Here is a 16,393-nt window from a genome sequence, read left to right on the forward strand (position 1 = left end):
AAGGAACAGATTTCCCAGATGACCCGCCAACTCAGCCCCCAGACCACCAAGCTCCTGTCGCGCCTGCTGCCGCCGGCCGACGTCGACACCCAGGCCTTCGTCGACATCCGCAGGCAGATCCACGCCAACCCCGAGCTCGGTTTCGAGGTGAACGCCACCAGCGAGCTGGTCGCGAACCTGCTGCGCAGCTGGGGCTACGAGGTGCACACCGGCATTGGCCGCACCGGCATCGTGGCGCAGCTCAGGCTCGGCAGCGGCACGCGCCGCCTGGGCATCCGCGCCGACATGGACGCGCTGCCCATCACCGAGGCCACCGGCCTGCCGTACGCGAGCCGCAACGCGGGGCGCATGCACGCCTGCGGGCACGACGGCCACACGGCCATCCTGCTGGCGGCCGCCAAGGCGCTGGCGAAGGCGCGCGACTTCGACGGCACGCTGAACCTGATCTTCCAGCCCGACGAAGAAAACCTCTGCGGCGCGCGCGCGATGATCGAGGACGGCCTGTTCGAGCGCTTCCCCTGCGATGCGGTGTACGCGCTGCACAACGCGCCGGGCGTGCCGGTGGGCACGATGATGGCGATCGAAGGCCCGGTCACGCTGTCGTCCGACGTGGCCGACGTCACCATCAAGGGCGTGGGCGGGCACGGCGCCATGCCGCACCGCGCGCGCGATCCGGTCGCGGCAGCCGCGGCGGTGGTGACGGCTCTGCAGACGGTGGTGGCGCGCAACGTGGCGCCGGACGACACGGCGGTGGTGTCGGTCGGCTTCATCCGCGGCGGCGCCACGCACAACGTGATCCCGCAGTCGGTGTCGCTGGGCCTGAACGTGCGCGCGGCACGGCCCGAGACGCGCGCGCTGGTCGAGCAGCGCATCCGCGAGATCGTGAGCCTCACCGCGCAGGCGCACGGCGTGGAAGCCGAGATCGACTACCGCCAGCTCGTGCCCCCGGTGGTCAACACCGCCGCCGAGACCGAGCTTGCGGCGAAAGTGTGCGCCGAACTGGTAGGCGAGGAGAACGTCGTCACGCAGGCGCCCAAGGGCTTCTCGGGCAGCGAGGACTTCGCCTGGATGCTCTCCGAACTGCCGGGCTGCTACCTGCTGCTGGGCAACGGCGAGGGCGAATTCGGCGGCTGCATGGTCCACAACCCCGGCTACGACTTCAACGACGAAGTGCTGCCGCTTGGGGCCGCCTGTTGGGTGCGACTGGCGCAGACCTATCTGGTGGCCTGATCGCAAGCTGCTGGAAATGCGGGAGTGGGCAGCCGGACGCAGAGGACGCGAAGGTTTCGCAAAGGTCGCGAAAGGAAAACCAGAAATTTTTTCCTTGGTTTCTTTTGCGACCTTTGCGTAGTTTTTGTATTTCTTCTGCGTTCGGTTGTCCGTGTTCCTGACGGCCTCAGAACGGCGCGTCTTCCGTTTCGGCCCCTGCCGTAGCCTCGGACTGGGTGGCAACAGGCTTGGGCGCTTCGTCCTGCGGCGCTGCGGAAAAGGCCGCTTCGCCGCCCAGCGCGTCGAGCAGTGCCGGCACCAGCTGGCCCAGCTCGCCGGTGGCGATGGCCACGTCGGCGTCGAAGTTGTCTTCCTTCTTGCCGCCCGCCGCGCCGTCGCCCGTGCCTTCGAGGAAGGCGATCTTGCGGATCAGCAGGCCGTGCGTGAGCTCGAAGGACACGCGGTCGTCCCAGGTCAGCGCGAGGCGGGTGGGGCGCTTGCCGTCGGTGATGTGTTGCTTGACCTCGTCGATGTCCAGCGGATGCTTGGCGTAGCGCACCACGGCCTTGGAGTCGTCGCTGGCCTTGAGCTCGCACTCGCGGTCGATGGTGAAGCCGGCCGGCGGCTCTTGCGTGAGCAGCCAGTTGGCCATGGCGGCGGCGGGCTCGACCTGGGTGTTGATGAGCGCCACCGCGAAGCCGTCGAGCGACTTCACGAGGCTGGTGACCACTTCGTCGGCGCGAGAGGCGTTGCCGGTGTTGATCACCAGGCGGTTCTCGGCCTTGTCGATCCACACCGTCACGCGCGCGCTGCGGGTGAAGGCCATGGGCAGCAGCTCGAGGGTGATGTCTTCCTTGAGCTCCTTCTTTTCCTTCTTGCCGGGCTTGCGGCCGGTGGTGGCCTCGATGTGGGCGCAGCGCTCGTCGACCTTGCGGCGAACCACCGAGCCGGGCACCTGCTTGCTTTCGATCATGTATTCGACCAGCCACTGGCCGTCGATGGACTCCACCAGCGGGCCGTTGGCCTCGCCGCGCGGCTCGATCCAGCCGGCGGACTTTTCCTGCGAGGGGCCGCAGGGCTCGAAGCGCTGCCTGCCCAGGCCTTCCTCCGCCTCGGCCAGTGTCTGGGACCAGGCGGGTTCGATGCGATAGACGATGACGTTCTTGAATACGGACACGGAAACCCTTTTTCCAACGGTTTGGACAGCCGGCCATTGTCGGGCAGGCCCTTCGGCCCGGCGCCGTAAAATCGCAAGCTTTTGCGACTTCCCTTCCTGTCGCACCCCCACACCGATCCCAAAGGAATCAGGAAATGAGCTCGATCCCCCCCTCGCTGGACGACCGTGACGGCAAGATCTGGATGGACGGCGAACTCGTGGACTGGCGCGACGCCAAGATCCACGTGCTGAGCCACACGCTGCACTACGGCTGCGGCGCCTTCGAGGGCGTGCGCGCCTACAAGACGGCCGACGGCAGCACCGCGATCTTCCGCCTGGCGGAGCACACCGAGCGCCTGTTCAACAGCGCCAAGATCCTGCGCATGAAGATCCCCTTCACCCAGGAGCAGCTCAACGAGGCCCAGAAGCAGGTGGTGCGCGAGAACAAGCTCGAGAGTTGCTACCTGCGGCCCCTCATCTGGATCGGCTCCGAGAAGCTGGGCGTGAGCCCCAAGGGCAACAAGGTGCACGCCATGGTCGCGGCCTGGTCCTGGGGCGCCTACCTGGGCGAAGAGGGCATGAAGCGCGGCATCCGCGTGAAGACTTCGAGCTACACCCGCCACCACGTCAACATCACGATGACGCAGGCCAAGACGGTGAGCAACTACACCAACTCGATCCTGGCCAACATGGAAGCGCTGGACGACGGCTACGACGAGGCACTGCTGCTCGACGCGAGCGGCTTCGTGTCCGAAGGCGCGGGCGAGAACATCTTCGTGGTCAAGGGCGGCGTGGTCTACACGCCCGACCTGTCGGCCGGCGCGCTCAACGGCATCACCCGCAACACCATCCTGCACGTGTGCAAGGACCTGGGCCTGGAACTGGTGCAAAAGCGCATCACGCGCGACGAGGTCTACGTCGCCGACGAAGCCTTCTTCACCGGCACGGCCGCCGAAGTCACGCCGATCCGCGAGCTCGACCGCATCGAGATCGGCAACCGCGGCGACGGCGGCGCGCGCGGCCCGATCACCGAGAAGATCCAGGCGGCCTTCTTCGACATCGTGAACGGCAAGAATCCCAAGTACGCCCACTGGCTCACGAAAGTCTGAGCAGAAGAAGAGAACGAGAGAACGAGAGAACGACCCCATGTCCACCAATGCAGTAGTCGAACTCCTGGCCAAGGAGCTCAATCATCAGGGCGGCGTGTTCTGCCCCAGTCCCAAGGCCGACATGAAGCTCTGGAACAGCCACCCGAAGGTGTACCTCGACGTGGCGCGCACCGGCGAGGCCAAGTGCCCGTATTGCGGCACGGTGTACCGGCTGAAGGCCGGCGAGGCGGTGTCGGCGCGGCACTGAGCCACGGCTGAACCACCCGGCCCCGGCCGCCAGGTGCCTCTTCAGGCAGCCGGGCGGGCGGGGTCTTTTTCCAGGCTCTCCAGGCCTTTCAGGCGCGAGGACAGCAGTCCGCGCCACGGATTCGGGTCGTTCTTCTCCTGCGCGAGCCGCAGGTAGACCATCGCGATGAACAGCAGCGCCAGGCCGATCTGCGCGTCGCGCATGGCCGAGTTCACGCTCGAGGCGATCAGCGCGATCAGCGTGGCCGCCAGCGCGTAGCGGCCCGCGATGTCGGGCCTCTTCCATGCCTGCCAGACGGCGGCGACCATGATGAAGAGCAGGCTCAGCAGCGCGGGCAGGCCGCCCTGGGCGCCGACCCAGAGGAAGTCGTTGTGGGGCATGTTCGAGTCGGCCAGCAGCGCCGGGCCGCGCTTGTGCCACTGGTCGGTCCAGCCGCCGATGCCCCAGCCGGTGAACGGGCGGTCGGCGATCATGAGGCCGGTGTCGCGGTACATGTAGTAGCGGATGGCCCAGCTGCCCTTGAAGACCGCGCCGGCCTGCGCCTCCTCGAGTTCCTGCACGCCCACTTCCACCTTGTGCTGCAGTTGCGGCAACTGGTAGAGCCCGGCGCCCATCACCACGGCACCCAGCACCAGTGCGCCCACCAGCATCTTCAGGTGGCTGCGCCACTGATGGATGCACACCACCGGGACCACCAGCAGCAGCGCGAGCACCGAGGTGCGCGAGGTCAGCGGCAGCGCCACCACCAGGCCCAGCCCGAGCATCAGCACGAAGGCGGGAACGGCGCGCAGCGGCTTGTGGGCGGCGATCTGCGCGATGCCCCACACGGCGGCGGTGGAAGCCACCACGCTGAATAGCAGCGCGTTGCTGATCGACTTGTTGCCCACCTCCATCACCACCGCGCGCAGCGGCGACCAGATGTTGAAGCCGCCGACCGCGTAGAAGACGATGACCAGCACGATGTTGAGCGCCGCCACCAGCAGGAAGCCGCGCAGCGCCCAGATGGCTTCCTCGCGCGTGAGTGCCATCGCCATGAGCATCGTGAGGCCGATGCGGATGCCGTGGAAGAGGTTGGAGCCGGTCTCGGGATAGTGCTGCCCGATGGCCAGCACGATGAAGGTCCAGGCGAAGTAGGCCATCACCGGCCACCACAGCGGGTTGGCGCGCAGCCGCGCATAGCGCTCGCCCAGGCCGCCGGCCACCAGCATGGCGAGCAGCAGCACGATGGCCGAAAGATAGGTGACGCCGACCGGCATGAACACCACCAGCCCCCAGAACATGGCCGCGGGCCGAACGATGTGCGATCTCTGCATAGGGGCGGGATTTTAGGTTGGCGTCCTCGGGCCAACCTGACCACGACCCCGCGCGGGCGGGGGTGGTGGACAGTGCGCGTTCAGTGGCTGCGTGCGGCGGCCGGCAGGCGGATCACGAAGCTCGCGCCGCCGCCGGGGCGGTCCTCGCAGCGCACGGTGCCGCCGTGCCGCTCGGCGATCGACTTCACCAGCGCCAGCCCCAGGCCCACGCCGCCGTTGCGCTCGCTGGCGCCGGGCAGGCGGTAGAAGGGCTCGAAGATGCGCTCGCGCAGGGCGGGCGGCACGCCCGGGCCCCGGTCGTTCACACGCACGGTGGCGTAGCCGTTGGCGCTGCCCAGCTCCACCGCGATCTCGCCGGCGCCGTAGCGGCGCGCGTTCTCCAGCAGGTTGCGGATGGCGCGGCGCAGCAGGCGCGACACGCCTGGCACGGTGAGAGTGGCGTTGTCGGTGCCGTCGGCCAGGTCGAGCTCGGCGTTCACCTGCGAGCATTCCTCGGCTGCGAGCCCGGTCAGGTCGACCGGCTCGATGGTGCCCATGTCGGCCTCGCTGGCGTCGAGCCGGCTTGCCAGCAGGATCTCGTCGATGAGCTGGTCGAGCTCGCCGATGTTGCGCGAGATTTCCTCGCGCGCCGACTGGCTCGGGTGCTCGCCCATCAGCTCCAGGCCCATGCGGATGCGGGTGAGCGGCGAGCGCAGCTCGTGCGATGCGTTGGCCAGCAGCGACTTGTGCGAGCGCACCAGCTGCTCGATGCGTTCGGCCGACGCGTTGAATCGTTTGGATAGATCAGCCACTTCGTCCTGCCCTTCTTCTGTCACGCGCACCGAGAGATCGCCCTCGCCCCACCGCTGCACGCCGCGCTGCAGCGATTCCAGCCGCTGCGTGATGCGCCGCACGATCGGGTACACACCCAGCGCCACCGCCACGCCCACCAGCGCGATCATCCAGCCCAGGCCGAAGGGCGTGCGCCACGGCGCGAAACCGCCGGTGCCGGTGGGCCGCTCGCGCGGCGCCACGCGCAGCGTGATGGCCTTGCCGTCGCTGAGCGTCACGTCGAACTCCAGGCCCTGGCCCGGCACGCGCAGCGCGGTGCCCGCGCCTATCGGCTTGTCCTGTGCGTCCAGCACCACCACGTTGCGCGGCACCGGCGCCAGCCGTTCGCGCTCGGCCTCGGCGGCCTCGCGCACGATCCAGTTGGCCATCAGCGTGAGGATGACGACCCCGCCCACCACCGCGAGCCAGATGCGGACGTAGAGGTGGCGCGAATAGAGACTGCGCAGCATCGGCGGTCAGCCTAGTCTTGCTGCTTGGCGAAGACGTACCCGACGCCGCGTACCGTGAGGATGCGCTTCGGGTTCTTCGCGTCGACCTCGATGGCGGCGCGGATGCGGCCCATGTGCACGTCGATGGAGCGGTCGAAGGCTTCGAGCTCGCGGCCGCGCACGGCCTCCATGATCTGGTCGCGCGTGAGCACGCGGCCCGCGCGCTCTGCCATCGCCGTCAGCAGGTCGAACTGGTAGGAGGTGAGGTCGGCCACCGCGCCGCCCACCGACACGGTGCGCGCGTTGCGGTCGATCTCCAGCGTGCCGAAGCGCATCACCGACGAGGCCTCGGCCTCGGTGGCGCTCTCGGCGCGGCGGCGCAGCACGGCGCGGATGCGCGCGAGCAGCTCGCGCGGCTCGAAGGGCTTGGGCAGGTAGTCGTCGGCGCCGATCTCCAGGCCGATGATGCGGTCCATCGGGTCGCCCTTGGCCGTGAGCATCAGCACCGACACCTTCGACAGCGGACCGGGCAGCGCGCGGATGCGGCGGCAGACTTCGAGGCCATCGGTGTCGGGCAGCATCAGGTCGAGGATCACCAGGTCGGGCGCGTGCTGCTGCAGCTGCTCGAGCCCGGCGGCGCCGTCGCCGGCATGGTTGAACGCGAAGCCCGACTGCGTCAGGTATTCGCCCACCATCTGCGCCAGGCGGGCGTCGTCTTCGATCATCAGGAGTTGGGGGGTGCTCATGCGCTTCATGGTCGTCCACCGGGAGCAAGAGGGCTTGAACGCTCCGTAAAGTTGGGTAAACCTCGGCAACCCCTGTCAACCGGCCATGCTGCGAAAAGCATAGCGCCGGTTGCAGTGGCCGTGGGCTCAGCCCCGTGCGAACGGCCGCAACTGCAGCCGCAGCGACAGGGTGGCGGAAAGCGGCAGGTCGACCGGCGAGCCCACGCCGCCGACATTGCCGTCATCCAGATGTGCCAGCGATTCGAAGAGGCCCAGCGACTGGGCCATGGGGTTGATCTCGGCCAGCGACTTCGCGGCTTCGGAGCGCGGCGGCGTGGCTGCCGCAGCCTTGCCGTCTTCGCTGACGAGCGACCAGTCGAGCGCCGCCACGGTGCGCTCGCCGGGTTCGCTTGCGATCACCAGCGCCACCGCGAGCAGGCCGCGGCTGTCGGTGACGGAAGTCAGCGCGCCGAGGGTGGGGGTGTCGTAGCCCACCAGCAGCACGGGCTCCTGGTCGCAGGCGGACTGCACGGCCGCCTCCAGCAGGCCCGAGGCGAAGCTGTGCTCGTAGGCCGAGACCGCGTTGCTTGCCGCCATGCAGCCGGTGCCGATGGTCCAGTAGCCCACGGCCGCGTTGTGCACCGAGTTGTGGAACTTGGTGGGCGACAGCCCTTTCGGATCGCTCGCGAGCGTGCTGCACATGTAGTCGTTGATCGACAGGTCGCCGTGCGCCGACGTGAACACGCAGGGCACGTCGGCCGCGTTGCGGCCCGAGCCGGCGAGGGCGGCGGCGGCCACTTCGAGCGCCAGTGCCACGGTGTCGGGCGCGCGGCGGCGCTCGGCAGGGGCCAGCACCTGCGGCGAGGGCCGCTTGGCGGGCGGATCGGCCAGCGCGCCTTCGCCGCGGAAGGCGGCGCGCGCGGCGTCCCAGCCAGGCAGCGTGGGAGTCCAGAAGGAGGGGCCTTCGATGTAGAGGGTGGGGGGCTTGGAAGCGGCCTGGTTCATGTGGTTCATGCCGCCTTGCCGAAAACGAGGGAGCAGTTGTTGCCGCCGAAGCCGAAGGAGTTGCTCAGCGCATAGCGCACTTCGCCGCGCGCGGGCTCCAGCCGGATCTGCGGGCCGAAGCCGTCGTCCAGCGTGTGCGTGTTGACCGTGCCCGGCATCAGGCCGCGCTCGATCGCCAGCAGGCTGATGACCGCCTCGACGATGCCCGCCGCACCCAGCGTGTGGCCCATGAAGCCCTTGGTCGAACTGGCGTGCGTGCGTGCCGGGAAGCGGCGCGCCACCAGCGCGCCCTCGACCTCGTCGTTCTTCTGGCTCGCGGTGCCGTGCATGTTGATGTAGTCGATCGCCTCGGGTGCGAGCCCGGCGCGCGCCAGCGCCTCGTCGAGCGCGCGCTCGGCGCCCAGGCCCTCGGGGTGGGGCGTCGACATGTGGTGCGCGTCACTGGCTTCGCCGTAACCCAGCAAATGCAGCGGCGCGGCATCGGCGCCGGTCTGGACGCGCTCGACCAGCGCGAAACCCGCGGCCTCGCCCAGGCTGATGCCCTTGCGCGCGGCGTCGAAGGGCCGGCACGGCTCGCTCGATACAAGTTCGAGCGAGTTGAAGCCGAACAGCACGCTGCCGCACAGCGTGTCGGCCCCGCCGACCACGGCCGCGTCGGCCAGGCCCAGGCGAATGAGCCGCTCGGCCGAGGCGAACACCTTCGCGCTGGACGAGCAGGCGGTGGAAATCGTTTCGCTGGGTCCGCTGATGCCCAGCAGCTGCTGCGCGAACATGGCCAGCGAATGCGGTGTGTGCACCTCGGGGCGGCGCTGTCCGGGCGGGAACATGCCCTGCGCGTCGAGCTGCGTGTAGGCCAGCTCGGTCTCGCCGATGCTCGCGGTGGAGGTGCCCAGCACCAGCGCGATGCGCGATGCGCCGTATTTCTCGCGCGCCGCGGCCACGGCATCGATGAAGCCGTCGGCCTGCAGGCCCATCCAGGCCAGCCGGTTGTTGCGGCAGTCCCACTGCGCGAGCGATTCGGGGAGCCGGACCTCCTCGACGCCTTCGACGCGGCCGATCCAGGTGGGCAGCGGCGCGTCGCCGAAATCGTTGGCGCGCAGCCCGCTGCGCGACTGCGCGAGCGCGTCGGCCAGCGCTTCCTTGCCGACACCGACGGCGCTGGTGGCCGTGTAGGCACTTATCTGAAGAGGAGAAATTCGGGACGGCACGATCTTGTAGGTGTTGGGCTGTCGGTCAGGCGGACGATGGACGCCGGCAGGAAGCGAAGCGCGCGGCGGGGAAAGAAAATTGAAAGAAACGAATGTATACCGGCACAGCCTACCAGTTGCGCGGCCCGCGCACCGTCGGCCGTTTCCTATAAGGCCCAGGCCCTATTGACGGCCCTTTGGGCTTGTGGTCGCCGTCAGCCGCGAGGCCAGCGCCACCAGCAACAGCACCGGCGCACCCAGCAGGGCGGTGCCGACGAAGAAGCTGCTGTAGCCGTAGGCGTCGACGAAGGCACCCGAGTAGCCGGCCAGGAACTTCGGCAGCAGCAGCATCAGCGAGCTGAAAAGGGCGTACTGCGTGGCCGAGTAGCTGATGTTGGTGAGGCTCGACAGGTAGGCGATGAACGCCGCCGAGGCGATGCCGCCGGCCAGGTTGTCGGCCGAGACCACCGCGATCAGCGCAGTCAGGTCGTGCCCGCGCGTGGCCAGCCAGGCGAAGAGCAGGTTGCTGGCGGCGCTGAGCACGGCGCCGAGCATCAGCACGCGCATCACGCCCAGGCGCATCGACAGCACGCCGCCGACGAAGGCGCCCGCCAGCGTCATGATCACGCCGTAGATCTTGCTGACCGAGGCCACCTGGTCCTTGGTGAAGCCCATGTCCACGTAGAACGGGTTGGCCATGATGCCCATCACCACGTCGCTGATGCGGTAGATGGCGATCAGCGAGAGGATCAGCACCGCCTGCCATTTGTAGCGGCGTATGAAATCGGCGAAGGGCTCGATCAGCACGTTGCGCAGCCATTCGGCGGCGGTCCGGGCCTTGGGCATGGCGCCCGGCACCGGCTCGGGCGAAAGCAGCACCGTGACCACGCCGATGGCCATCGATGCCGCCATGACCAGGTAGGCCGTCTTCCAGGCGCCGTTCTGATAGGCCGCCGCGCCCGTGGCCGCTGCAGCGGGCGCCACCTCGGCCCAGGCCGCGACCCACAGCACGCCGGCGCCGGCCCAGATCATCGCGAGCCGGTAGCCCGTCTGGTAGGCGGCGGCCAGCGCGGCCTGCTTGCGCGCCTCGGCCGATTCGATGCGGAAGGCGTCGAGCGCGATGTCCTGCGTGGCCGAGCCGAAGGCCACCAGCAGCGCGCACCACACCAGCGGCGTGAGCCCGTGGCGCGGATCGTTGACCGCCATGCCCGCCAGCCCTGCGATGACCATGCACTGCGCCAGCAGCAGCCAGCCCCGGCGGCGTCCCAGCAAGGTGGTGAGCGGCGGCAGCGGCAGCCGGTCGACCAGCGGCGCCCAGACCCACTTGAAGCCGTAGGCCAGCCCGACCCAGCTCAGGTAGCCGATGGTGGTGCGGTCGATGCCCGCTTCGCGCAGCCGGAAGCTCAGCGTGCCCAGCACCAGCAGCAGCGGCAGCCCGGCCGAGAAGCCCAGCGCCAGCATGCGCAGGGTGGCGGGCTCCAGGTAGACCTTCAGCGCGTCGCGCCAGGGCGGTGAGGTGGGCGTGGGGGTTTCTGCGGGCGAGGCGGACATGTGCCCTGGATTGTCCATGAGCGACGGCCCGGGTTCCCGGGCTTCTTGTCTTCATTTGTTCCTATCATCCCGCTCCTATGTGCACACGATGCGATCGCCCCTTCACCGACGTTCCCGCCCCCTCCGCAGCTTCCGCGTGGCATCCGCGGCGAGCCTTCCTGCTGGCGGCGGCCGGCGCGGTCCTCGCGAAGCCGGCCCTGGCGCAGGTCGACGTGGGCAAGGCCTCGGTGGCCCGGAACATCGTGCCGGTCGAGCAGATCGAGACGGCCGGCGTGCAGCAGTACGGCCAGCTGCTCGAGCAGGCACGCGCCAAGGGGGCGCTCGCGGGCGAGAGCAATCCGCAGCTGCAGCGCCTGCGGGCCATCGCCAGGCGGCTCATTCCGTTCGCGATGCCGTGGAATTCGCGCGCCCGAGACTGGAAGTGGGAGGTCAACCTGATCGGCAGCAAGCAGATCAACGCCTTCTGCATGCCCGGCGGCAAGATCGCCTTCTTCACAGGCATCCTCGACCAGCTGAAGCTCACCGACGACGAGGTCGCGATGGTGATGGGCCACGAGATGGCTCACGCCCTGCGCGAGCATGCACGCGCCCGCCTGGCCAAGAGCGCGGGCACGGGCGCCGCGCTCTCCATCGGTGCGCAGCTGCTCGGCTGGGGGCAGGTAGGCGACCTGGCCGCGCGCGCCGGCACGCAGCTCATCACCCTCAAGTTCAGCCGCAGCGACGAGACAGAGGCCGATCTCGTCGGGCTCGAACTGGCGGCGCGGGCGGGCTATGACCCGAAGGCGTCGGTCTCGCTGTGGCAGAAGATGGCCACGGTGTCCAGGAATCAGGGCGGCCTGAGCTTCCTCTCGACGCACCCGAGCGGTCCGGACCGCATCTCGAAGCTCGAAGCGAACCTGCCGAAGGTCGAGAAGCTCTACCGCGACGCAAGGAAGAGCTGACTTGCATGACTCCCTCTCCCCCTGGGGAGAGGGCGGGGGTGAGGGCTACGGCCTCTAGATAAGAGTCGCGCTTCATCTTCCGCACCTGCCCTCACCCCAACCCTCTCCCCGAGGGGGAGAGGGAGCCAAGCCCGGGGGAGGGAGCCCAAAGCCCGAGGGGAGCGGGCCAATCCCCGCACGATTCCGATCTGCGCCACGGTGCGCTTGCGCTGGCATGCCGCTTGCATCTCAACTTGTACACATGTTTGGATGCCTGAAGATGGTGCACGAAGAAAACCCGAAAAGCGGAACGCCAGAAGCGGCCTGGATCGCCAGGTTCGCCTCGCCTGTGGCACACACGCACGCCGCCGTGGCGCTGGATTTCGCCCTGCCGCTCGCGGGCCTGCGCTTCGCTGTCAAGGACAACATCGACGTGGCCGGCGTGCCCACCACCGCCGCCTGCCCGGCCTTCGAGCGCCTGCCCGAGGTGCACGCGACCGTGGTGCAGCGCCTGCTCGAAGCCGGTGCATTGCTGGCCGGCAAGACCAATCTCGACCAGTTCGCCTGCGGCCTGAACGGCACCCGCTCTCCTTATGGCGAGGTGCCCAACGCTTTCGACGCGCGCTATGTATCGGGCGGCTCCAGTTCGGGCTCGGCCTGTGTGGTGGCCACGGGCGAGGCCGACTTCGCGCTGGGCACCGACACCGCCGGCTCCGGCCGCGTGCCGGCCGGGCTCAACAACATCGTCGGCCTGAAGCCTTCGCGCGGCCTGCTGAGCGCCTTCGGCGTGGTGCCCGCCGCGCAGAGCGCCGACTGCGTCTCCATCTTCGCGCGCACCGTCGCCACCGCGGTCGACGTGCTGCTCGCAGCCGCCGGCCACGACGCGCGCGATCCGTACTCCCGCGAGATCGACTTGCGCCGCGAGCCGCTGCCCGCGCGCTTCCGCTTCGGCGTGCCCGACAGGCTCAGCTTCTTCGGCGACGCCGCCGCCGAGCAGGCCTTCGGCGATGCGGTCGCGCGGCTGCTCGCCATGGGCGGCACGCCCGTCACCATCGCCTACGCGCCGCTCGCGGAAGCGGCCGCCATGCTCTACGAAAGCGCACTCGTCGCCGAGCGCTACGCCGCGGTGCGCGAGTTCTTCGACGCGCATGCCGACGACGTGATCGAGCCCGTGCGCGGCATCCTCGCCAGCGGCCGGGGCTACAGCGCCGCCGACCTGTTCGACGCACAGACCAGGCTGCGCGCCATCGCGCAGAAGGTCGAGCCGATGTGGCGCGACATCGACCTGCTGCTCGTGCCCACCGCGCCCACGCACTACACGCGCGAGCAGATGCGCGCCGATCCGGTCGCGCTCAACCGCAACCTCGGCGCCTACACCAACTTCGTCAACCTGCTCGACTACGCCGCGCTCTCGGTGCCCAGCAGCCTGCGCGCGGACGGCCTGCCTTTCGGCATCACGCTGATCGGCCCCTGCGGCAGCGATCTCGCACTCGCCGAGCTGGGCCAGCGCTTCCACCACGCCACCGGCCTTGCGCAGGGCGCGACAGGCGAGCCTCTGCCGCCGCCGCGTGCGATTCCGGGGCTCGCGGCGGCGGGTGCCGGCACCTTGCCGATCGCCGTCGTCGGTGCGCATCTCTCGGGCATGCCGCTCAACAGCCAACTGACCGAGCGCGGCGCGACCCTGGTGCGCGCCACCACCACCTCGCCCGCCTACAGGCTGCACGCGCTGCCGGGCACCGTGCCGCCCAAGCCCGGACTGCGTCGCGTGGCCGAAGGCGATGAAGGCGCCGCCATCGCGCTGGAGGTGTGGGCCGTGCCGCTCGCGCAGGTCGGCAGCTTCCTCGCGCTGATCCCGCCACCGCTGGGCCTCGGCAGCGTGGAGCTGGCCGACGGCAGCTGGGTGAAGGGCTTCATCTGCGAAGGCCACGCGCTGGACGGCGCGCAGGACGTGAGCCATCACGGCGGCTGGCGCGCATACGTCGCGAGCCGCGCCACCCCGAGTTCCAACTGATCAGAGGAGTTCCGATGAGCATCCAACAACACTCTCCCGCCGCACGCCGGCGACGCCAGCTGCTGCAGGCCGGCGCCGCGGGCATGGCAGTGCTGGCCGCGCCCGCCATCGTGCGCGCGCAGGGCGCGGCTGCGAAGCTGCGCATCGGCTTCTGGCCGGTGGCCGCCGGCCTGCCGTTCTTCGCGGCGGTCGACAAGGGCTACTTCAAGGAAGCCGGCCTGGACGTGGAGCCGCTGAAGTTCGCCGGCGCGCAGCAGGTGATGGAAGGCATGCTCGCGGGCCGCTGCGACGGCAGCGCCAACGGCACGGGCTCCGCCAATCTCGCGATCGGCGAGATCGCGCAGCCCGGGCTGTTCAAGATTTTCTGCACCAACCCGAGCAACGCGAAGTACGTGCTCGACGAATTCATCGTCGCCAAGGACAGCCCCGTCAAGTCGGTGGCCGAGCTGGCCGGCAAGAAGGTCGCATCGGGCCCCGGCATCCAGAACGTCACGCTGTGCAAGACCATGCTGGAGCGCGCGGGCGCCAAGGGCGCGACCGTGAGCGAGCTGCCCATCGGCCAGCACGTGGCTGCGCTGGTCGCGGGCCAGGTCGACGCCTGCTACACGCTGGAGCCCACCGGCACCGTGGGCCGCATGAACGGCACCACGCGCGTCGTCGAGGCCGGCGTGGTCGCGAAGTACATCCTCGGCGACCCGATGGCGCCGTGGCACGGCGGCGCGGCCAGCCTCACCAGCGACTTCATCAGGAAGAACCCCGAGGTCGCGAAGAAGTACATAGCCGCCTACGCACGCGGCGTGGAGCTGGTGCGCAGCAAGCCCGACGAGGCACGCCAGTTCATGAAGGGCTACACCGCCATCGAAGGCAAGCTCACCGCCGAGGTGCCGCTCGCGTCGTACATGCTCTACAACGAGTTCAAGCCCAGCGACGTCGCGTACTTCCAGAAGTTCTACGACCTGTTCACCGAGAAGGGCATCTTCGAGAAGAAGGTCGCGGTGGACACGCTGCTCTACAAGGCCTGAAGACCATGGCCGAAGCAAGCTCGACCACGGCCGCGCCGTGGACCCCGCCGGCCAGCGCGGCCACCGCCGCGCCGAAGCCGCCGCTGCGCGACCGCCTGCTGCCCTTCATCGGACCGGTGGTGCTGTTCATCGTGTGGGACCTGGTGGTGCGGCTCGGTTTCATCAAGCCGATCCTGCTGCCCACGCCGGCCGACACCGTCGCGGCGCTCATCACAGGCCTGGCCGGCGGCCCGCTGCTCGCCGACTTCGCCATGACCGTGTGGCGCACCGTGCAGGCCTTCGTCATCGCGGCGGCCATCGGCGTGCCGCTGGGGGTGCTGCTGGGCAGCAACGAGCGCGCCTACCGCAGCGTGGAGTTCCTGATCGACTTCTTCCGCTCCACGCCGTCGTCCGCGCTCATCCCGCTGTTCCTGCTGATCTTCGGCGTGAGCGACGTCAACAAGGTGGCCATCGCCGCCTTCGGCGCGCTGCTCATCGTGGTGTTCAACAGCGCCTACGGCGTGATGAACGCGCGCAAGCAGCGCGTGATGGCGGCGCGCGTCATGGGCGCATCGCGCTGGCAGATCTTCAAGGACGTGCTGGTGTGGGAAAGCCTGCAGCCCAGTTTCGTGGGCCTGCGTTCGGCGGTGTCGATGGCGCTGGTGATCGTCATCGTGGCCGAGATGTTCATCGGCTCCGACACGGGGCTCGGCCACCGGATCATCGACGCGCAGCAGGTGCTCAACGTGAAGAGCATGTACGCGGCGATTCTTTCGGCGGGTGCGCTGGGCTATGCGCTGAACGTCCTCTTCCTGGTCGCCGAACGCCGCATCGTGCACTGGAGCGGAAGATGAAAGTCACGCAGGACATCGTCGTCAACGGCCCGGTGTACGCCGACGTTCCGAAGCCGGTCTTCAAACCCGGCCCGGCAGGCACGCACATCACCATCCGAGGGCTCACCAAGTACTTCGCGGGCTGGCCGCTGTACGAGAACTTCGACCTCGACATCCCGAAGCACGCGATCGTCTCGGTGTTCGGCCCCAACGGCTGCGGCAAGTCCACGCTGATCAACATGATCGCGGGGCTGATCCCCGTCGACTCGGGCGAGATCCTGTTCGACGGCAAGCAGCGCAAGGACACCAAGATCGGCTACGTGTTCCAGAACTACCGCGAGGCGATGTTCCCGTGGATGCGGACCATCGACAACATCGCCTATCCGCTGAAGCTCGAAGGGCGCAGCAAGGCCGAGGTCGACCGGCGCATGGAAGAGCTGGTGGCCTCCTTCGACGTGAAGTTCGACCTCGCGCGCTACCCGTACGAACTCTCGGGCGGCCAGCAGCAGACGGCGTCGATCATGCGCGCGCTCGCGCCCAACCCGGAGGTGCTGTTTCTCGACGAGCCCTTCTCCGCGCTCGACTTCGAGATGACGCTCTTCATCCGCGAGAAGCTGCAGGAGGTGTTCATGCAGACCGGCACCACGATGCTGCTGGTGTCGCACGACCTCGAGGAGGCGGTGTACCTCGCCGACGAGGTGCTGCTCCTGACCAAGCGGCCCACACGGGTCGCGGAGATCCTGCGCTACGGCGATGCGCGCCCCCGCACGGTGGAGACGCTCAGCACCGGGAGTTTCGTCGCCATGAAGAAGCTCAGCCTCGACATCTTCCAGCGCGAAGTCCGCCGCTAGGCATCGACCCGAGGAA

15 protein-coding genes are annotated in these 16,393 nt (G+C 68.9%); 8 read left to right on the top strand and 7 right to left on the bottom strand.

The features are described 5' to 3' along the window. The first annotated feature begins 18 nt into the window (after nucleotides 1–18). A complete protein-coding gene (locus ABL844_RS01785) occupies nucleotides 19–1,230 on the top strand; it encodes a M20 aminoacylase family protein (RefSeq protein ID WP_418130310.1) in 1,212 nt (403 codons plus the stop codon). Between the two features lie 166 nt (nucleotides 1,231–1,396). Here ABL844_RS01785 and ABL844_RS01790 read toward each other — a convergent pair whose 3' ends face one another. Continuing rightward, nucleotides 1,397–2,386: a recombination-associated protein RdgC gene (locus ABL844_RS01790; RefSeq protein ID WP_184640378.1), complete on the bottom strand. Its 990-nt coding sequence runs from the start codon at nucleotides 2,384–2,386 to the stop codon at nucleotides 1,397–1,399. A gap of 134 nt (nucleotides 2,387–2,520) precedes the next feature. On the opposite strand from ABL844_RS01790, the gene ABL844_RS01795 reads away from it, so the two are divergent. Together ABL844_RS01795 and ABL844_RS01800 are read left to right on the top strand one after the other, a co-directional pair. After that, nucleotides 2,521–3,474, top strand: a complete 954-nt coding sequence (locus ABL844_RS01795; protein ID WP_019658018.1) for a branched-chain amino acid transaminase — start codon at nucleotides 2,521–2,523, stop codon at nucleotides 3,472–3,474. Between the two features lie 37 nt (nucleotides 3,475–3,511). Continuing rightward, nucleotides 3,512–3,721 carry a zinc-finger domain-containing protein gene (locus ABL844_RS01800; protein WP_013538728.1) on the top strand — a complete coding sequence of 70 codons (210 nt, stop codon included), beginning with the start codon at nucleotides 3,512–3,514 and terminating at the stop codon, nucleotides 3,719–3,721. A gap of 41 nt (nucleotides 3,722–3,762) precedes the next feature. On the opposite strand, the gene ABL844_RS01805 is transcribed toward ABL844_RS01800, so the two are convergent. The 6 genes from ABL844_RS01805 to ABL844_RS01830 all read right to left on the bottom strand — a co-directional run bounded on the left by ABL844_RS01805 (nucleotide 3,763) and on the right by ABL844_RS01830 (nucleotide 10,779). Further along, nucleotides 3,763–5,034 carry an O-antigen ligase family protein gene (locus ABL844_RS01805; protein WP_240650658.1) on the bottom strand — a complete coding sequence of 424 codons (1,272 nt, stop codon included), beginning with the start codon at nucleotides 5,032–5,034 and terminating at the stop codon, nucleotides 3,763–3,765. 80 nt (nucleotides 5,035–5,114) lie between these two features. Beyond that, nucleotides 5,115–6,314 carry an ATP-binding protein gene (locus ABL844_RS01810; protein ID WP_126022423.1) on the bottom strand — a complete coding sequence of 400 codons (1,200 nt, stop codon included), beginning with the start codon at nucleotides 6,312–6,314 and terminating at the stop codon, nucleotides 5,115–5,117. Between the two features lie 11 nt (nucleotides 6,315–6,325). Next, nucleotides 6,326–7,048, bottom strand: a complete 723-nt coding sequence (locus ABL844_RS01815; protein WP_126022422.1) for a response regulator — start codon at nucleotides 7,046–7,048, stop codon at nucleotides 6,326–6,328. 117 nt (nucleotides 7,049–7,165) lie between these two features. Further along, the gene (locus tag ABL844_RS01820) at nucleotides 7,166–8,032 is read right to left on the bottom strand and encodes a beta-ketoacyl synthase chain length factor (protein ID WP_418130311.1); all 867 of its coding nucleotides are present in this window, start codon (nucleotides 8,030–8,032) and stop codon (nucleotides 7,166–7,168) included. Beyond that, nucleotides 8,029–9,231, bottom strand: coding sequence for a beta-ketoacyl-[acyl-carrier-protein] synthase family protein (locus ABL844_RS01825; RefSeq protein WP_418130312.1), 1,203 nt, complete (start codon nucleotides 9,229–9,231; stop codon nucleotides 8,029–8,031). The genes ABL844_RS01820 and ABL844_RS01825 overlap by 4 nt, the downstream gene beginning before the upstream one ends. 162 nt (nucleotides 9,232–9,393) lie before the next feature. Then, a complete protein-coding gene (locus ABL844_RS01830; RefSeq protein ID WP_418130313.1) occupies nucleotides 9,394–10,779 on the bottom strand; it encodes an AmpG family muropeptide MFS transporter in 1,386 nt (461 codons plus the stop codon). Between the two features lie 59 nt (nucleotides 10,780–10,838). Here ABL844_RS01830 and ABL844_RS01835 point away from each other — a divergent pair, with 59 nt between their 5' ends. The 5 genes from ABL844_RS01835 to ABL844_RS01855 all read left to right on the top strand — a co-directional run bounded on the left by ABL844_RS01835 (nucleotide 10,839) and on the right by ABL844_RS01855 (nucleotide 16,377). Further along, nucleotides 10,839–11,702 carry a M48 family metallopeptidase gene (locus ABL844_RS01835; protein ID WP_418130314.1) on the top strand — a complete coding sequence of 288 codons (864 nt, stop codon included), beginning with the start codon at nucleotides 10,839–10,841 and terminating at the stop codon, nucleotides 11,700–11,702. 259 nt (nucleotides 11,703–11,961) lie between these two features. After that, complete coding sequence (gene atzF, locus ABL844_RS01840; protein ID WP_418130315.1) at nucleotides 11,962–13,692, top strand: allophanate hydrolase; 1,731 nt, start codon at nucleotides 11,962–11,964, stop codon at nucleotides 13,690–13,692. 14 nt (nucleotides 13,693–13,706) lie between these two features. After that, nucleotides 13,707–14,714 (top strand): ABC transporter substrate-binding protein, encoded by a 1,008-nt coding sequence (locus tag ABL844_RS01845; protein ID WP_126022417.1) that lies wholly within the window; start codon nucleotides 13,707–13,709, stop codon nucleotides 14,712–14,714. Between the two features lie 5 nt (nucleotides 14,715–14,719). Further along, the gene (locus tag ABL844_RS01850; RefSeq protein WP_418130316.1) at nucleotides 14,720–15,547 is read left to right on the top strand and encodes an ABC transporter permease; all 828 of its coding nucleotides are present in this window, start codon (nucleotides 14,720–14,722) and stop codon (nucleotides 15,545–15,547) included. Beyond that, nucleotides 15,544–16,377, top strand: a complete 834-nt coding sequence (locus tag ABL844_RS01855) for an ABC transporter ATP-binding protein (RefSeq protein WP_418123841.1) — start codon at nucleotides 15,544–15,546, stop codon at nucleotides 16,375–16,377. The genes ABL844_RS01850 and ABL844_RS01855 overlap by 4 nt, the downstream gene beginning before the upstream one ends. The last annotated feature ends 16 nt before the right edge of the window (nucleotides 16,378–16,393 follow it).

Origin of the sequence: Variovorax sp. 278MFTsu5.1 (genome assembly GCF_048305045.1) — a bacterium.
GTDB classification, from domain to species: Bacteria; Pseudomonadota; Gammaproteobacteria; order Burkholderiales; family Burkholderiaceae_C; genus Variovorax; species Variovorax guangxiensis.

Bases quoted from the DNA above. Each gene is read 5' to 3' on its own strand.
- ABL844_RS01845 (WP_126022417.1), top strand. From the start codon at position 13,707: ATGAGCATCCAACAACACTCTCCCGCCGCACGCCGGCGACGCCAGCTG.
- ABL844_RS01815 (WP_126022422.1), bottom strand. From the start codon at position 7,048: ATGAAGCGCATGAGCACCCCCCAACTCCTGATGATCGAAGACGACGCC.
- ABL844_RS01785 (WP_418130310.1), top strand. From the start codon at position 19: ATGACCCGCCAACTCAGCCCCCAGACCACCAAGCTCCTGTCGCGCCTG.
- ABL844_RS01850 (WP_418130316.1), top strand. From the start codon at position 14,720: ATGGCCGAAGCAAGCTCGACCACGGCCGCGCCGTGGACCCCGCCGGCC.
- ABL844_RS01805 (WP_240650658.1), bottom strand. From the start codon at position 5,034: ATGCAGAGATCGCACATCGTTCGGCCCGCGGCCATGTTCTGGGGGCTG.
- ABL844_RS01835 (WP_418130314.1), top strand. From the start codon at position 10,839: ATGTGCACACGATGCGATCGCCCCTTCACCGACGTTCCCGCCCCCTCC.
- atzF (WP_418130315.1), top strand. From the start codon at position 11,962: ATGGTGCACGAAGAAAACCCGAAAAGCGGAACGCCAGAAGCGGCCTGG.
- ABL844_RS01855 (WP_418123841.1), top strand. From the start codon at position 15,544: ATGAAAGTCACGCAGGACATCGTCGTCAACGGCCCGGTGTACGCCGAC.
- ABL844_RS01795 (WP_019658018.1), top strand. From the start codon at position 2,521: ATGAGCTCGATCCCCCCCTCGCTGGACGACCGTGACGGCAAGATCTGG.
- ABL844_RS01830 (WP_418130313.1), bottom strand. From the start codon at position 10,779: ATGGACAATCCAGGGCACATGTCCGCCTCGCCCGCAGAAACCCCCACG.
- ABL844_RS01800 (WP_013538728.1), top strand. From the start codon at position 3,512: ATGTCCACCAATGCAGTAGTCGAACTCCTGGCCAAGGAGCTCAATCAT.
- ABL844_RS01820 (WP_418130311.1), bottom strand. From the start codon at position 8,032: ATGAACCACATGAACCAGGCCGCTTCCAAGCCCCCCACCCTCTACATC.
- ABL844_RS01810 (WP_126022423.1), bottom strand. From the start codon at position 6,314: ATGCTGCGCAGTCTCTATTCGCGCCACCTCTACGTCCGCATCTGGCTC.